14 protein-coding genes and 1 pseudogene are annotated in these 16413 nt (G+C 62.8%); 6 read left to right on the forward strand and 9 right to left on the reverse strand.

Translation table 11 applies throughout. The features are described 5' to 3' along the window. Positions 1–121: 121 nt before the first annotated feature. Positions 122–2128 carry a recombinase family protein gene (locus tag ACQR1B_RS06655; RefSeq protein WP_434835244.1) on the forward strand — a complete coding sequence of 669 codons (2007 nt, stop codon included), beginning with the start codon at positions 122–124 and terminating at the stop codon, positions 2126–2128. 76 nt (positions 2129–2204) lie between these two features. Here the strand turns inward: ACQR1B_RS06655 and ACQR1B_RS06660 are convergent, their stop codons facing one another. The 9 genes from ACQR1B_RS06660 to ACQR1B_RS06700 all read right to left on the reverse strand — a co-directional run bounded on the left by ACQR1B_RS06660 (position 2205) and on the right by ACQR1B_RS06700 (position 12149). Further along, positions 2205–2504 (reverse strand): SDR family oxidoreductase, encoded by a 300-nt coding sequence (locus ACQR1B_RS06660; protein WP_434871358.1) that lies wholly within the window; start codon positions 2502–2504, stop codon positions 2205–2207. Positions 2505–2960: 456 nt separating this feature from the next. After that, positions 2961–3776, reverse strand: coding sequence for a hypothetical protein (locus ACQR1B_RS06665; protein WP_434835243.1), 816 nt, complete (start codon positions 3774–3776; stop codon positions 2961–2963). After that, a complete protein-coding gene (locus ACQR1B_RS06670) occupies positions 3773–4162 on the reverse strand; it encodes a hypothetical protein (RefSeq protein ID WP_434835242.1) in 390 nt (129 codons plus the stop codon). Before ACQR1B_RS06670 ends, ACQR1B_RS06665 begins: the two co-directional genes overlap by 4 nt. A gap of 437 nt (positions 4163–4599) precedes the next feature. Beyond that, positions 4600–6261, reverse strand: a complete 1662-nt coding sequence (locus ACQR1B_RS06675; protein WP_434835241.1) for an FAD-dependent oxidoreductase — start codon at positions 6259–6261, stop codon at positions 4600–4602. A gap of 41 nt (positions 6262–6302) precedes the next feature. Further along, complete coding sequence (locus tag ACQR1B_RS06680; protein WP_434835240.1) at positions 6303–7532, reverse strand: MFS transporter; 1230 nt, start codon at positions 7530–7532, stop codon at positions 6303–6305. 149 nt (positions 7533–7681) lie between these two features. After that, entirely contained in the window at positions 7682–8314 is a 633-nt protein-coding gene (locus ACQR1B_RS06685) for a hypothetical protein (protein ID WP_434835239.1), read from the reverse strand. A gap of 8 nt (positions 8315–8322) precedes the next feature. After that, a complete protein-coding gene (locus ACQR1B_RS06690) occupies positions 8323–10578 on the reverse strand; it encodes a xanthine dehydrogenase family protein molybdopterin-binding subunit (RefSeq protein ID WP_434835238.1) in 2256 nt (751 codons plus the stop codon). 1 nt (position 10579) lies between these two features. Next, the gene (locus ACQR1B_RS06695) at positions 10580–11044 is read right to left on the reverse strand and encodes a (2Fe-2S)-binding protein (RefSeq protein WP_434835237.1); all 465 of its coding nucleotides are present in this window, start codon (positions 11042–11044) and stop codon (positions 10580–10582) included. A gap of 169 nt (positions 11045–11213) precedes the next feature. Beyond that, positions 11214–12149 carry a helix-turn-helix domain-containing protein gene (locus ACQR1B_RS06700; RefSeq protein WP_434835236.1) on the reverse strand — a complete coding sequence of 312 codons (936 nt, stop codon included), beginning with the start codon at positions 12147–12149 and terminating at the stop codon, positions 11214–11216. Positions 12150–12507: 358 nt separating this feature from the next. On the opposite strand from ACQR1B_RS06700, the gene ACQR1B_RS06705 reads away from it, so the two are divergent. The 5 genes and pseudogenes from ACQR1B_RS06705 to ACQR1B_RS06725 all read left to right on the forward strand — a co-directional run. Next, entirely contained in the window at positions 12508–13521 is a 1014-nt protein-coding gene (locus ACQR1B_RS06705) for an aldo/keto reductase (RefSeq protein ID WP_434835235.1), read from the forward strand. An 89-nt stretch (positions 13522–13610) separates the two neighbouring features. Then, a complete protein-coding gene (locus tag ACQR1B_RS06710; protein WP_434835234.1) occupies positions 13611–13814 on the forward strand; it encodes a hypothetical protein in 204 nt (67 codons plus the stop codon). Then, entirely contained in the window at positions 13796–14461 is a 666-nt protein-coding gene (locus ACQR1B_RS06715; protein ID WP_434835233.1) for a VOC family protein, read from the forward strand. Before ACQR1B_RS06710 ends, ACQR1B_RS06715 begins: the two co-directional genes overlap by 19 nt. Before the next feature lie 99 nt (positions 14462–14560). Beyond that, positions 14561–14983, forward strand: a complete 423-nt coding sequence (locus ACQR1B_RS06720; protein ID WP_434835232.1) for a putative quinol monooxygenase — start codon at positions 14561–14563, stop codon at positions 14981–14983. Positions 14984–15224: 241 nt separating this feature from the next. Beyond that, positions 15225–15473, forward strand: a pseudogene (locus ACQR1B_RS06725) (winged helix-turn-helix domain-containing protein); the annotation flags it as partial. Positions 15474–16413: the final 940 nt, after the last annotated feature.

Raw genomic sequence — 16413 nt, forward strand, 5'->3', positions numbered from 1 at the left:
GCAACATCCTGGAGCACGACCGTGCGGACCCGTAATCGCAAATGGTCCTTGCCGGCGACTCCAGATAGAGCGATCTTGCGTCTCGCACGCGCACTTGCTCGGATAGCAGCGAGGGAAGATCATGAACGCGAGATCGCTTCCCGACGGGAAGAGGAAGACGGCAGCAATTTACGCTCGCTTCTCCACAGACCTGCAGAACGAACGATCGATTGAAGATCAAGTTTCGCTTTGTCAAAGCTACGCGGAGCGCGAAGGCCTCGAGGTCATCAATATTCACGAAGATCGAGCGCGGTCTGGCGGTTCTGTCATGGGACGCGACGGCCTTCTGCGGTTGCTTGATCAGGCAAGGGACAGATGTTTTGAAGTCGTGATCGTGGAGGCACTCGATCGCTTGTCACGCGACATGGAGGATCTCGCAGGCATCCACAAGCGCCTCTCGTTTCTCGGTATCGAGATCAGAGCCGTTCATGAGGGGGTCGTGAACACGGTGCTTGTCGGACTAAGGGGATTGGTTGGCCAGCTCTACCGTGAGGACAATGCACACAAGGTGCGACGCGGTCAGGCTGGCCGAGTTAGTCAAGGTCTCGCCGGCGGGGGCGTAACCTATGGCTATACGCCTGTAGCCGGCAAGAGCGGAGAGCGGGCGATAGTGGAGGCCGAAGCCAAGATCGTGCAGCGGATCTTCCAGAACTATGTCGACGGTCGAACGCCACGAGACATTGCACACGACCTGAACCGGGAAAACGTGCCGCCTCCGCGTGGGCGATCGTGGAATGCCTCGACTATTAACGGAAACCGCATGCGCTGCTCGGGCATCCTGCAGAATGAGCTCTATGTCGGGCGACTCGTCTGGAACAAGGTCCGTATGGTGAAGGATCCAGACACTGGCAAGCGCCTCTCTCGACCAAACCAAAAGAGCGATTGGCGGATTGTCGAGGTGCCACACCTTGCCATCGTGAGCGCCGACCTGTTTGAGGCGGCACAAAGACGCAAGGGCGAACGCAGTTCCACCCATCCGAGCTATCAGCGCCGTCCCCGCAGGATGCTGTCCGGCCTTCTGCGCTGCGCAGCCTGCGGGTCGGGCCTGTCAACGAATGGCCGCGACAAATCTGGGCGGGTTCGTGTTCGATGCTCGGCAGCGAAGGAAAGCGGCACCTGTTCTGACGCCAAGACTTTCTACCTCGACTTGATCGAGCGGGCGGTTCTTGGCGGTCTGCGTGCCGAAATGCGCTCGCCGAAGGTGATTGCGGAGTATGTGACGACTTACCTGGAGGAGAGGAAGCGGTTGGCAGCTTCAGCCAGCGCGAAAAGAGGGCGATTGGAACAGCAACTCGGGCAATTGAACCGCGAGATCGATCGGCTGGTTGACGCAATTGCCAAGGGGCATGGAGATCCTTCGATTCTCGGCCCGCGGTCCACGGCTTTGGATGCCGATCGGAAGCGGATCATGGCCGAATTGCAAAGGCAGCCACCCGCCCCGCAGTCGATCGTGCTCCACCCCGTCATTCTAAGGCGATACGAAGAGCAATTGATGCGGCTCGAAAGTGTGCTCGGCAAAGGTGTGAGCGCAGGTGACGAGGAGGCTGCCGAAGCAATCCGAGATCTCGTGGAGACGGTGACGGTGTCGAGAGATGACACACGCCCGGGCGGGGTCTGTGTCGAAATTGAAGGCCGTCTCAACTCGCTGATTGGCGGTGAGGCCTACCCAAGCAGAGTGAAGGGAGTGTGGGGAAAGGTGGTAGCGGGGGTCCGCTACATCGCTAGACCGCTAGACCCACGATTTGCCTGCTCTGTTCTCATATCGAAGGATGAGCCAACCCGCGAGTTGAGCAGGAAGATTCGTTGGAGGCCTCCTTTCTTCCGCAAATCCTCCCCAGCCAGCAATCCAACCAAGCAGGTCCAGATCAGGGGACACGCTGTCATTCGAGCGGCAGAGCATTGCCAACCCTCCGTCGCCTCCTCGATGCGCTCACATGGCATTGGCGACCGCGAGCAGCCGGAAATCCTCGACCGCCGCGCGGCGCTGGGTGGCGGCTTGGCGGCGGAAGAGCTCGATGTAGACGATCGAGCGAAGTTGGCTCAATCGTCGTCTTCATTGATCGACGCTTCTTCGGAAACCCGACGTTAGGGGGCGCGCGACCCGCAGGCCGTTTTTTGATCGAACGTCGGCCGTGACGTTTGGAAGTACCCCGCCCACACGCGCATTAATCACGAGCCCATGAGGTGTTGGTTCCACCATCGACGGTTAACTTTGCTCCCGTGAGATATGACGAGTCCTCGCTGACCAAGAATGCCAAGAGCGCAGCGACCTCTCCTAGCTCGCCGTAGCGGTTGAAGGCTGTGACCGCCCTCTGCAGGGTGGCCCAATATCCAGAGGCGGGATCGAGATCGGTGGCGATCGGTCCTGACTGTACGTTGTTCTCCGACTTCGCGCGACAGGCGTTGCGTGAACATGCGAATTGCCCCTTTGTTCGCGGAATTGGCAACAGGCCAAGCGTCATCATGCGTTCGCCAACACAGGAGCCGATTGAAATAATTCAGCCGCCATCGTTCATTTGCTTGAGTACGGCCTGCGTCGTGACGAAGACGCTGCGGATGTTGAGGTTGATTATCTGGTCGAACTCTTCCAGGGCGTCTCCTCGATGTCTTTGGTATCGCCGTGCCGGCATTGTTCACGAGCACATCGAGCTTACAGTACATGCCCACGGTCTGTTCCACCGCAGCGTGCACGGTCTTAGATCGGTCGCGTCGGCCTGGATCGTGATCGCTTGGCCGCCGGCACTTCCTATTGCCTTGACGACAGCCGCTGCGGCCGTAGTGTCCTCGCATAGGTGACGGCGACCCTGGCACCGTCAGCGGCCAGCCGCTTGGCGATGGCCGCACCGATGCGGCGCGAGGCACCCACGTCGGCGCTCTGGTGACGAACGGCTTGCTTTGCACCTGACTGGATCGTGACGACATCACTGCGCGAGCAGCGCAACCAATCCAACCGGAACAGACAGCTCAAGACCGCTACACTTTCCGGTGCCTGTCAGCCGTACGCTGGTCCATCCATCAAACGTTTTCTTCGAGAGCAGAATCCCGTTCAGCGGATCTGACCCGCATTCCTTTGCAAGTGCATTGCTAGCGGCAGACCAGTTGCTACCGGGGTCAAAGCGAATCTTCTGTGCAAGCTCCTGGCTCGCGCTCGATTTGCCGCCAGCGAGTAGCGCATAACCTCCGAGTGTGACAATGCTTAGTATTGTTAGGCCGAACAGCAGCCACTGGCGGGATCTAAACTTATTCCGAAGCGCGAGAAACTGCGCCAAATTCGTGATGCGCGCGATCATTCCATTTGCCGCCATCCATTCAGCGAAACCGGCGGCATAATCAGCCTCGCCAGGTTTGGAATTTTTTCCCTTCGTATGCGCATCTTGTCTAAATTTTATGAGCGCCTCAATCGTTTCAGTTTGCGGCGATAGAATATCCTTAGCGTTAGCGTTTATTTCCCTTGTGATCGGATTGTCCGCCTTCTCAAGTTCCATAAAATAGAAAACGTCAGACGTAAGCAGATTTAGCAAAACTGCGACTGCAAGGAGAATGGAAAGCAGTCCCACTACTCCAAGCCCGCAGGCCATGTAGAGCGGCCGCCCCTCAAGACCCGCGAGTCCGTTGATTGACGCACCCGCAATGACAGCAGCTCCGACAGCCGCAAGACTCGTCGCCAGCCATTTTATCGTGTCGCGGAGATTTGACTTGGCCGTGGCATAAGGGTCAGGCGCTGACGTATCACTCATACTCGCCCGCCAGTCATCTTAATCTGTGCAATCATCCAATCGGGATTGCCAAGATCGGCGAATGCCTTACTAACCTCCTCGACGCTGAGCGGCTCTTCCCCTTGAACATGAAACTCGAAGATCGTCGGCTTCTGATTGAGCCGATTTAGCTCATGTTGCTCCATGATCATTCTTAAGAGGTCACGATTCGACGGGACATGCACGATTGTTGTCTTTTGCTTGCGCTCCGCAATGATGGAGGCTGCTGGGCCCGGGTTCGGCCAAAGGATCGGAATCGGGGTGTCAGGCGCCTTCGGTGTCCCGGAAGCTGCCCCTATTATCATAGATTCGGTGCCGCAGCTGATGGTGATTGTGCCGTTCGGATTCGGTGTCACAGTAATTGTCATTACCGCCTCCTGTGAGACTCAGAACAGGACCAGTTTTAATCCACTTATTGATGAATAGGTGTGACAGAAAGTTCGCAACTCCGCTTACGCGGCGACGCAATAGACGACTGCGCGACATTCAATTGACTTGACGGTCCTCACTAAGACCGCCGTCGCAAAGCTGTTTTCGTCAAGATCCGGTCATCGCGTGTGGCTGCACAAGATCTTTTTTAGCATACAAGCTACTCCCAGATGCGAGGCCAGTCCAGTGCATGGATGATCCAGCGCCCGTGCTCCCGGATGTGCAAAGAACGTCATTCAGCATTCATGATAACAATAAGCGGAGGCGGTCGGCACGCGCCTGACTCCGAGATGAAAACGTCCCTGTCGAATGCTCGACAGGGACGCTCTCGTCTTTCAGGAGCCTCTCGTGACTAGGAAAGGAGGTTATCGATCGGTCAGCGGCTTCGCGTCAGGACCGAATGGATCTGCGAGACGACGGTGGCGCCTTCGCCGACGGCGGCTGCGACGCGCTTGGTCGAACCTGCCCTGACATCGCCGATCGCAAAGATGCCAGGCCTGCTCGTCTCGAGCGGCAATCTGTGCCCCGGTCCGGCTTGTTCGCCCGTCAGCACGAAGCCGCGGTCGTCGATGTCGACGCAGCCATTGATCCACTCCGAATTGGGATCGGCGCCGACGAAGAGGAACAGATGGCGCGCCTCCAGGGTGCGGGTCGTACCGCTGCCGTTGTCGCGCAGCGTCACGGCGGTCACGCCCGACGCGCGGTTACCGTGCAGGCCGACGACTTCCGGGCCAAGATGCAGCTCGACATTGGGAAGCGCGGAAATCCGGTCGATCAGATAGCGCGACATGGTCTGCGCAAGCGGCCGGCGAACCACGAGGTCAAGCCGCTCGACCCTGGGCGCAAGATAGGCGACCGCCTGCCCCGCTGAGTTGCCACCGCCGACCAGCGTGACCTTGGCACCCGCGCAGAGACGGGCCTCGATCGGCGACGCCCAGTACGAAACGCCGGCACCTTCGAACTCGCCCAATCCGGCAATGTCCGGCCGCCGATAGCGGGCTCCCGACGCGATCACGACGGTCTTCGCACGTGCCGTGCTTCCGCCGCCGAGCGCCAGCGTAAAGGCGGCATCCGCCCCATCCCCGTGACCGTGAAGCCGGTCGACCGTGAGCGGGATCGCGACTTCGGCACCGAACTTGACGGCTTGATTGAACGCGCGTCCGGCCAGGGCCTGACCTGAAATGCCCGTGGGGAAGCCGAGATAGTTCTCGATCCGCGCGGACGCACCCGCCTGGCCGCCGAAGGCGCGGGAATCGAGCACCAGGGCAGAGAGCCCTTCCGATGCGGCGTAGACCGCCGCCGCCAGTCCCGCCGGCCCGGCGCCGACGACGGCGACATCGTACACCGTCTGCGGGTCGAGCACCGGCAAAATGCCGAGACAGGACGCAGCGTCGGCATCGCTCGGTTTCGCCAGCAACGTGCCGTTGGGGCATATCATCAACGGCAGATCGTCGGCCGCGATACCGAGCCGTTGCACCAGTTCGGATCCCTCCGCCTCCGACGCATCGATCGTGGTAAACGGATAGCCGTTGCGCGCCAGAAAGCCGGCGAGGCGGACGATATCGGGCGCATCGCTGCGGCCGACCAGGACGGAGCCGGCACCACCGCCGTGCCCCTCCTCGATCAGCATGATGCGACGAAGAATGTACGCGCGCATGATGATCTCGCCGACCTCGGCCGAGGCAATGACGAGGGCGCGCAGATGCGGCGCATCGAATGGAACAGCCAGCGCCCCCTGTTCGCCTGCGACGACCGACATCAGCGTTGGACGGCCTGACAGGTGATTGGTCTCGCCGGTGAACTGGCCGCGATGATAGGTCGTTGCCAGCGACGACTTGCCCGCGGCGCCGCGCATGAGCGCATCGGCCGATCCCTCCAGCATCATCCAGGCCGGAATGTTGCGGGCACCGATGTCGTAGATCGTCTCATGGGCGTCGAACCGGCGCGCGTCCGCGCTTGCAAAGCGCTGGGCCAGGCTGATCTGCAACTCCGAAAGCGTCGGGAAGATCTGCTCGCGGCGAGCCTCACTGATAGCCATGATCGTCACTCACCGGTTCCATGCAGCCAACCCGGCCTCGTTCATGCCCGCGCGAGCTGCGGCACCCTTGCCAGGGTCAGCGCGAAGACGGCGAGCCCCAGCAATGTCAAACCGAAACCAGCCCATGCGCATGACAGCAGTCCGTGACCGGACGCGATCACCTGGCCCCCGGCCCATGCGCCGATCGCGTTGGACAAATTGAGCGCGGCGAGATTCATGGCGCCCATCAACGTGGGCGCTTCCGGCGCCAGGCGCGTGAGCCGGACCTGGATGGTCGGGATCGCGGTCATCATCGTGGCGCCCACCCCGAACAAGGCGGGCATGAGCACCCAGACATGGCTGCCCGCGATCGCCAGCACGGCGAGTACCACGAGAGCGCAACCGAAGCCGACGACAAGGCCACGCGCGGGATAGGCGTCGGCGAGTCGCCCGCCGATGAAGTTGCCGAAAGTCATGCCGAACCCGAACAGCGCCAGCGCGAACGGGATCCAGGCGCGATCGAGTGTGGCCTGGTCAGTCACCAGCGGACCGATGAAAGTGTAGACCGCGAAGATGCTGGCGACGCCGAGCGCTGCGACCAGCATGGTGCCCCACACGGCGGGCCGGCGCAGCGCGCCAAGCTCCTGCATCAAGGGACGGCCGCGCAGCGCCTGACTGACCGGCACCCACGCCCACAGCGCCAGCAGGGCAAGCAGCGCCACGCATGCGACGACGGCATAGGTCCGCCGCCAGCCGATCGCCTGACCCAGGAAGGTCGCCAGCGGCGAACCAATGATGGTTGCAATCGTCAGTCCGCCCATGACCTGCGCGAACGCCCTGCCGGACTGACCGGGACCGACGATGTAGGACGCGACCATGGCGCCCGCGCCGAAGTAGGCACCTTGCGGCAGTCCGCTCACGAAGCGCGCGAGCGCCAGAAGCGGCAGATTTGGGGCAATCGCCGACAGCGCGTTGCCGAGCACGAACAGCGCCATGAGGCAGAGCAGCAGCGTCCGCCGGTTGAGTCGCGCGGCCGTCAGCGTCACGAGAGGCGCTCCGACCACCACGCCCAACGCGTAAGCCGTGATTGCGTAGGTTGCGGACGGAATGTCGACGCCAAGCCCGTTCGAGAGCAACTGAAGGATTCCCATGCTCGCGAATTCGGACGTGCCGATACAGAAGCTTCCGAACGCGAGCGCAAACAGCGTCAGGCCGCGCCTGGGCTGCTGGGTTTCATCCGTGCAATGGTCCTCGACGGCTGCGCATTGCGCTCGGTAGGCGCTCTCGAGCATCACTGTCTCCACTCACAGAGAAGGTCAGATCGTGGCGATCATGGCGCGACGATCTCGCATTCGGTTCACATGTTGATGTCAGCGCGTCCGCACTGCAGAAGCTCTGGCGTACAACTATTCACGCCTTCGGAACCCGCCGCGTGGCTGTGTCACTTTGGACAAGGCTGTCCTGCTGCGCCCCAGAGGGCCACATCCTTGACGTGATCCTCGAACGTGCCCGGCGGCGTCGAGCGTCCCTCACCGGGCGCCCAGCCGCGCGGGATGAAGCCATTCTGCGAAGCGTCGTGGCGCAGATGTTCGAGCAGACCGACGGCGTCGCGGCCCCCGTTGCGCTTGGGATCCTTGAGTTGCGCGCAGATCTCGGCGCCTTTCTTGCCGAACCAGATGAACTCGACTGGCGCGAGCTGCCAGTCGATGCCCGCGTGCGGCGGCGCAGGCGCCGGATCATTCGGCATGGCCGAGGTCATGTGACAGGTCGAGCACGGCACCGCCTCGGCGCCGATGCGGCTTTCGCCGCCATGGATGTTCATGCCGTGCACGCGCGGCTTGGTTTCCCCCGCCGGCGTCCAGATCGGAATCGCCCTGGCATCGACATGACAATTGGCGCAGCGCGGATGAGTGATGACCGCTTCGATCCGCTTCCAGGCCTTCAGTCCTTCCGCGCGGCTGACGCTGCCGGGCGGCAGCGCGTCCTTGTTGGCCTCGTCTTTGGCGGCAACGATGCCAGTGAGCGCCGCAATAGCTGACGTGGCGGCGACGATCGCAATCAAAGAGCGTTTCATGGCCGGCCTCACACGAATTCGACGAACTTGTTGAAGGGCATTTCGCGGATTCGCTTGCCCGTGGCCGCGAAGATCGCGTTGGCGAGGGCGGGCGCGACAGGCGGCACCGGCGGCTCACCGAGGCCCCTCACCTTCGGATCGTTCTCAAGACCGCGCACGGTGATCACCGGACACTGGTACATCCGCATCGCTTCGTGATGATTGTAGTTGGTCTGCTGCACCCCGCCCTTGGCATAGGTCAGTTCGCAATTCATGGCGTGACCGAGCCCCCAGACGACGCCGCCCTGCACCTGGCTCTCGAAGTTGACGGGGTCGATGATCTTGCCGACGTCGACGGCGACGAAAACCTTGTCGACCCGGATGCCACGCGGCGTCGCCGTCACGTCAACGACTTCGGCGACCGGTGTTCCGAACGACTCGACAAAGGCGACGCCGCGTCCCCTGCCCTGGCCGAGCGGTCCCTTCCAGTCCGACATCTCCGCGACCGTCTCGAGCACCTTGCGATAGGTCGGCACGGCACACATCTCGATGCGAGCCTTCATCGGGTCGAGCCCCGCCGCATGAATCATCTCGTCGATGAAACTCTCGGTGAAGAAGCCGCCCGTGGATGCGCCGACCGAGCGCCAGGTCGTGCACGGCGACAGGTTGCGCGCCTCGAAGGTCGTCGCACGAAAATGCGGGATATCGTAGTAGACGTTCCACAGCCCGGCGGCGAGTTGCGGATCAGGATCCTTGGTCGGCATGCCCATGTGTTCGAGCAGTCCGTTATAGGGCATCGTGCCCGCGAGCTTCAGATCGGCCGAAATGATCCTTCCCTTGGCAACGCTGCCTTTGTGGCGGGCGATCGATATCTGGCGCGGAATGTCCTGACGGAAATCCTCCTCGCGCGAGAACACCAGCTTGATCGGCGTGCCGCGCATCTGGCTGGCGATCTCCGCCAGCACGCGGACGTTCTCGAACTCCAGACGATGCCCGAAGCTGCCACCCGTCCACTGGTTGTGAAACGTCACCTGCTCGGGCTTCAGACCGGCATTGGCAGCCGCGATAGCCTGCACCGCCTGTGGGCTCTGATGCCCGACCCAGATCTCCATGCCCACATCGGTTACGAGGGCGACGCCGTTGAGCGGCTCCAGCGGCTGATGACCGACATAAGGTGCGCGATACTCGGCCTCGACCCGCTTGCCTTGCTTGAGCCCGGCCTCGACATCGCCGACCCTGCGCCACTCCTTGCCGAGAAACTCCGGTTTGAAGGATCCCTCCAGCGTCTTCCAATGGTCGGCCTGTTCGGCAGGATAGGTCGACGGCGCCCATTCGCAATCGATCGTCTCGACCGCCTTCATGGCATACCAGCTGTTTGTCGCGACGGCAGCGACGCCGTTCTTCAAACGCATAATTTTCTTCACGCCCGGCATTGTCTGGGCCTTGGCGGCATCGAAGGATTTCAGCGGCTGCCCCTTGTTGGGGTTCAGTTTGACGGCGGCGTACAGCATGCCGTCCATCTTCATGTCGATGCCGAACTTCAATTCGCCCAGCACTTTCGAGCGGATGTCGAGCCGCATCATTGGTTTGCCGAGAATTCTCCACGTCGAGGGGTCGCGCGGCTTGGCGTCGAGCACCGGCGGAATGCGCGCAGCGTCCGCTGCAAGATCGACATAGGCGATCCGAGTGCCGTTCGGCAGCACCACATGGCCGGACTGGGTGCGGAGATCGGCCAGCGGCACGCCCGTGCGCTTGGCCGCCGCAAGCTTCAACGTCTCGCGCGCGACGGCGCCGGCCACCCGCAGCTTCTCATAGGTGTCGGGGATGGTGCTCGACCCACCCGTCATCTGCAGGCCGGACTTCCTAAGACCTTCGAGCGCGGCGGCGCGCGCCTCCTCGGCGGCAGGGCTCTGGTCCGCAGCCAGGAAAGGTGCGAGCTCCTCCTTGAAGCCCGTATTGAAATAGGCGGGGTGCGGTCCCGCGAACCGGGTCTCGAACTGACCGGGATCGAGGTCCATCTCCTCGGCGATCATCATCGGCTGCACCGAGCCGGTGCCCTGGCCGATGTCGGCATGCTGGGCAATCAGCGTGATCTTGCCGGCACTGATCTCGACCCATGGATTGAAGGTCACGGCATCGGGCGCGAGGCCCGCAGCCAGCGGATTGTCGCTGGCCGATTCAGCCGCCTGCAGGACCGCGCCGTAGCCGCCGAATGCAACACCGCCGGCCAGCGCCGCGGAACCGACGAGGAAGGACCGACGCGAAACACCTTGCGCGATATCCATGTTACTTCTCCGCCATCTTCTTTGCGGCCGCCGTGTGAATCGCGGCGCGAATACGAGGATAGGTGCCGCAGCGGCAAAGATTGCCGGACATGACCTGATCGATTTGTTCGTCGGTCGGCTTGGGGATCAGGTCCAGCAGCGAGATCGCCTGCATGATCTGCCCGGTCTGGCAGTAGCCGCATTGCGGCACCTGATGCTCGATCCATGCCTGCACCACCGGATGCTGATCGCGTCCGTCGACACCGTCGAGCGTGACGACCGACTTGCCAGCAAGATCGCCGATCCGCGACTGACAGGAGCGGACCGCCAAGCCATCGATGTGAACCGTGCACGCGCCGCACTGCGCGACGCCGCAGCCATATTTGGCACTTGTGATCCCAAGCTCATCCCTGAGCACCCAAAGCAAAGGCATGTCGGGAGTGACGTCGACCTGGCGCTTTGTTCCGTTGACCGTGAACTCGATCATGTCGATTGATGCTCCTCTCGCAGGGATTACGGCCGAAAGCGAAGGCGCCGGCCAGCTTGCGCATGGCGATCATCATCGCGCCCCGGATCAGACCGGTCGTGAGCTCAGCAAAGCTGAGACGTGCAATTTGCCGCAAAGCGGTGCGCCGGTATTGGCAAATCCTGCGGGATCATGAGCAATCCCTGCGCTGGTTCGGATCGCGGCGGCCGGGCTTCGCCTGCAACGAGCCGCAGCACAACTCGCGATATTGTCCCGGCGTCAAGCCGGTGGCCTTGCGAAAGACACGCGTGAAATTGGCTTGCGATCCGAAGCCGAAGTCGAGCGCGATCTGGACTAGCGGTGCGTCGTTGTGTGTCAGCTCATGCCGCGCCGCCTGGACTCGGCGATCGGTGACGTAGCGATGCGGCGACAGGCCGGTCGCCTCGCGAAACAGGCGCGAGAAATGGAACGGACTGAGACAGGCCTGGGCGGCAAGCTCGTCGAGCCGGATGTCGGTGCCGAGCGAAGCTTCGATGAAGTCGATCACGCGTTGCAGCCGGCGCGGACCGAGCGAAGGCGATCTCTCGGGCGGCCGCCAGCGATCGATCGTGTAGCAACCGATGAGATGGGCCGCGAGCGCGGTCTGGATGCCCTCGACGAACAGCGCGTCGGTCGGCTGGCGCGGCCGATACAACAAATCGCGCAGCGGGGAGCAGATCTGAAAGATCACGTGGTCGGCGAGGCCGTCGGCATAGACGATCTCGACCTTGTCCGGATCGACATCGAAATCGGCGAGCGCGCTGTGATCGAGAAGCGCGGGGGGAAGATAGAGATGCAGGCACTCCATCCGGTCCGACAGCTCGAGATGGCTCTCCTGCGTGCCGACCGGAACGAGATAGGTCATCCCCGGTCGGGCGAGACTGGTTTGTGTTTCGCCATTACCGGTGCGCGAGACGATGCCTCCGCCGGACAGCAGCAGCACGAGCTCGTTGCAGATTGGAACGGGCGTCTCCTGACGACCGGCCTCGAACTTGCGATGCTCGATGCCGAGGTGTTGCCAGTCCTTGGCTTCCGCGAGCTTCTCACTGTTCTGGTATTTCTCGTCCCCATGCGTGGGGAGCGGCATCGTGGCCTCCGCTCGGTCTGGGGTATCCGACGAACGCTGCCGGACGTCTGCATTGACTTGGCATTTGTTCGCGACAGCGCAGGCAAAGTCCAGCGGGCCCACGGTTAAAAGAGGTAAATCGCAGCAGGTACAGAGGCTTCCTGGAGGCTCATTCCTCTCGGACGATTGTTGAGGCTGCGCAGAAATCAGCAAGATCGGTCCACCATCGCGCAGAAATCGAAAAGATGTCCGCGCTCATCCGCCGTAAGGGAGGCTGAGCCAATCAGCCACGTCCACAGTCGCGATCGGAGGTCATCGTGTCTCTCAGCCAGTCCCTTTGCCGCATGCCGGCGTCGCCCGTAGTCTAAGGAGCGAGACCATGTCACTGAAGACTATCCTGCCGGGCAAACTGGGCTTCGGCGCCGCGCCGCTCGGCAACATGTTTCGCGACATTCCCGAAGACGAAGCGCTGGCGACGGTCAGCGCCGCATGGGACGGCGGCATCCGCTATTTCGACACGGCACCGTTCTACGGCGCAGGGCTCGCTGAACTGCGCCTTGGCGCAGCACTCGCCGGGCGGCCGCGGGCCGACTATGTGATCAGCACAAAGGTGGGCCGGCTGATCCTCGACGAGATCGAGGACGTGAACGCGCGTGACCTCGGCGAGAAGGGCGGCGTGTTCAAGCATGGACGTCCCAACAGGATCGTCAACGACTACTCCGCCGATGCGACGCTGCGCTCGATCGAGGACAGCCTGAAGCGGCTGGGCCTGGACCGCATCGACATCGTTTTCGTTCACGACGTTGCGCAGGACTTCTACGGCGACGAGTGGCTTGGCGTATTCGATACCGCGCGCAAGGGCGCGTTCAAGGTGCTCGACCGGTTGCGCGACGAGGGCGTGATCAAGGCCTGGGGCTTGGGCGTGAACCGAGTCGAGCCGATCGAACTGCTGCTCACGCTCGATGCGCCCCGCCCCAATGGCTGCCTGCTGGCGGGCCGCTACACGCTGCTCGACCATGCCCAGGCGTTGCAGCGGCTGATGCCGATGGTCGCCGAGCACGAGCTCGGACTCATTGTCGGCGGCCCCTATAGTTCCGGAGCGCTCGTCGGCGGTCCGAACTTCGAGTACGCGCCGGCGCCACCCGAGATCATCGAAAAGGTGGCACGCATCAAGGCTATCGCCGATCGCCATCGCATCAGCATGAAGGCGGCCGGCCTGCAGTTCGCGCTCGCTAATCCCGCCGTCGCCGCCGTCATTCCCGGAGCAAGCCGCCCCGACCGTATCGCGGCCGATCATGCCGCGCTCGCGGAAGTCATCCCGCCCGCGTTCTGGAGCGACTTGCGTGCGGCCTGCCTCATCCATCCAGATGCTCCGGTCCCGGAGACGGACTGACGAGCCTCAGAGCTGGCTGCATAGACATGCGGCCGGTCCCTGCTCTGTCTCGGCCGCAACACTGCCTGTTGACCTCAAGGAGATTGCAGATGACCGACGCTATGATCAATGCCGCCGATATCGAACGCCGAACCATGCTTCGCGCCGCCGGTGCTGCTGTGATGTCAGGACTTGCCGCGAGCAGCGTTGCGGGGGTCAGCACGCCGCCGCGCAGGGTGCGGGCGGTGCAGCGGGTGCGCGCAACGATGCTCCGCTGGGCGCACGGCTGCAGGGCATGCAGCATTTCGGACTGACCGTTCAGAACATGGAGCGCGCCTACGAGTTCTACACCCAGGTGCTCGGCGGCACGGAGGTTTTCCGCCACGGCGATTTCCAGGGCGACGGCGTGCAGAACACCCTGCTCGCCGATCAGGAGATCGAGGCGAACAGCCGGGGCGTCAATCCGCGGACGATCGGCGTTCCGGACCTGCGCAGCGGCGCCCAGCGGCTCGACGTCCGTTTCATCCAGTTCGACAATATGGTGCTGGAACTGTTGCAATATCGCGAGTCCGACCAGCCGATGGGCAGCGCCGTCAGCTTCGCCGAGCCCGTGCAGCACATGAGCCCTGCCTTTCCGCGCATGATGCACATCTGCTTCTACGTGCGCGACGAGGTCGACTTTAACAAGTTCATCGCCGACCTCGAGGCGGAATCCGCCAAGCGCGGCATGACGCAGGTCAGGGCCAACCGCACCGTGCGGGTGCGGACAGAGGCCGAGCGCAAGGCCGCGCCGCGCAGCGCCAACACCAACCGGGTGACCGAGGAGCCGTCGAACGGGTGGGAGCTGATCTATTGCAAGGGGCCGGAAGGCGAGCAGCTCGAATTCGTCAAGGCGCTCGGCCCGGTCAAGCAACGCTTCAGCGAGGCGCTCGCCAAGCGGCAGCAGACCATCACGCGCTGATCCGCCAGACGCGCCGGCAGCCACCTGACTGCTGGTGCCACCGACGGCTGATCGGCCCACACCGGCTCATCGCGGCCTCCCTCGCGAAAAGGACATTCCATGCCAAAATACTTGCACACTCAGCTATTCACCGCCCTCCTCTTCGCTGCATCGACGCTGACTGGCTCGGCTGCTTCCGCCGAGCAGACCTCGTCGCCGAGTTATGCGGCTATTCCAAACGGCGCCTATTCCGTGGTCGCGCAGGTGCGGGCAAAGCCGGGCAAGGAGGATGCGCTGAGGTCGGCCACCCTGCCCTTGATCGATCTGGTCCGAGCCGACCCGAAGAACCTCGTGTATTTCCTCCAGGAGGATCGTGCCAAGCCGGGACATTTCGTCTTTTACGAGGTGTTTGCCAGCCAGGCCGATTTCGACGCCCACAACGCCATGCCCTATGTGAAGGCGTGGTTCGCCAAGCTGCCGGAGCTTGCCGAGGGCGGCGTCGATGTCATGCGGATGACGATTCTCGGCGCGCCGCGGCCATGATCGAATTCCGGGCAAAGGGCGAAACGCAGCAAAGCAAGGCAGCCGCCCTCATCGCCTGAGGTTCCATTAGGCGAAACGGACGTCACGTCGAACCGGCCGACGGCCTCCAAGGGGGCCGCGACTGGCGCATAGCAGGCTCCATTGATAGATAGTCGAACGGAGGCCGCAAGCCTCGATCCAAGGTTCGACGTCAAAGGAGCTCATGCGTCAGAAGGTCGTGTATTCGTTCGGACCGTTCCGGATGTTTCCGGAGCGGCAATTGCTCACGCGTGACGGCGCGACCGTCAAATTGGGCGGGAGAGCTTTCGAACTTCTGCACCTCCTCGTCGAGCGCAGCAACGAACTGGTCTCCAAGGACGAGCTCATGGCCTATGCATGGCCTGCCACCTTCGTCCACGAGAGCAATCTCAAGGTCAACATGCACAGCCTGCGTCGCTCGCTCGGCGATACGCAGGAGCAATCGGCCTATATCGCGACCGTTGCCCGGCGGGGCTATCGTTTTGTGGCGCAGGTGCAGCGAACTGACGTTGCTGCCGCCGAGGTGGCTGCCGCCCCGGTCGCGGCACGCCCGAGCCGGCTGCCGGTGCTGGAGGACGTCATCGCCCGTGAGCGCGAGATCGCCCGCCTGATCGAACTGCTGCAGACCCATCCCGAGGTCACAGTGGTCGGACCCGCCGGTGTCGGCAAGACCACCGTAGCGATCTCCGCGGCGCGCAGCCTGGAGGACCACTATCCCGACGGCGTCTGTTTCGTCGATCTCGCCAGAATCGATGATCCCGCGCTACTGCCGTCGGCCTTCGTCGCAGCGCTCGGACTTCGCGGCGACATGGGCGATCCCCTCATCGCCGCCGTCGCCCATCTCAAGGACAGGGCAATGCTGGTGCTGCTCGACAATTGCGAGCACGTGCTGCCGGCCGTGGCCATCTTCGCGCGCAGCTTTTTGCGTCAGCCGGGGCGGTCCAGACTGCTGGCGACGAGCCGCGAGCCGCTGCGCGTCCCTGGCGAGCATGTGATGTGGCTCGATCCGCTCGCATTCCCAGCACACGACCTGTCCACGCTCGACGAGCTCCTGAAATTTCCCGCCGTAGAGCTGTTTGCGCGCAGAGCTTCGGAATGGACCGGCTATCAGATCATCGAAGCCGATCGCGACGCGGTCACCCAGATCTGCCGATCGGTGGACGGGCTTCCGCTTGCTATCGAACTGCTGGCGGGCGAGCTCGATGATCGTCCTGTGCAGGAGCTGGCCGCGCGGCTGAGCGATTATCTCGGTTTCCATGCCGACGATCCCACCAGAACGCCGGGCCGCCACGACACGCTGCTCGCGGCCATCGACTGGAGCTACGGCTTGCTGTCGCCGCACGAGGTCGAGGTGTTCCGCCTGATCTCGGCGTTCGCCGACGCCTTCGACCTGGAAGACGTGATCGCCATCG

Source organism: Bradyrhizobium oligotrophicum, from assembly GCF_051168495.1.
Classification (GTDB): Bacteria; Pseudomonadota; Alphaproteobacteria; order Rhizobiales; family Xanthobacteraceae; genus Bradyrhizobium; species Bradyrhizobium oligotrophicum_A.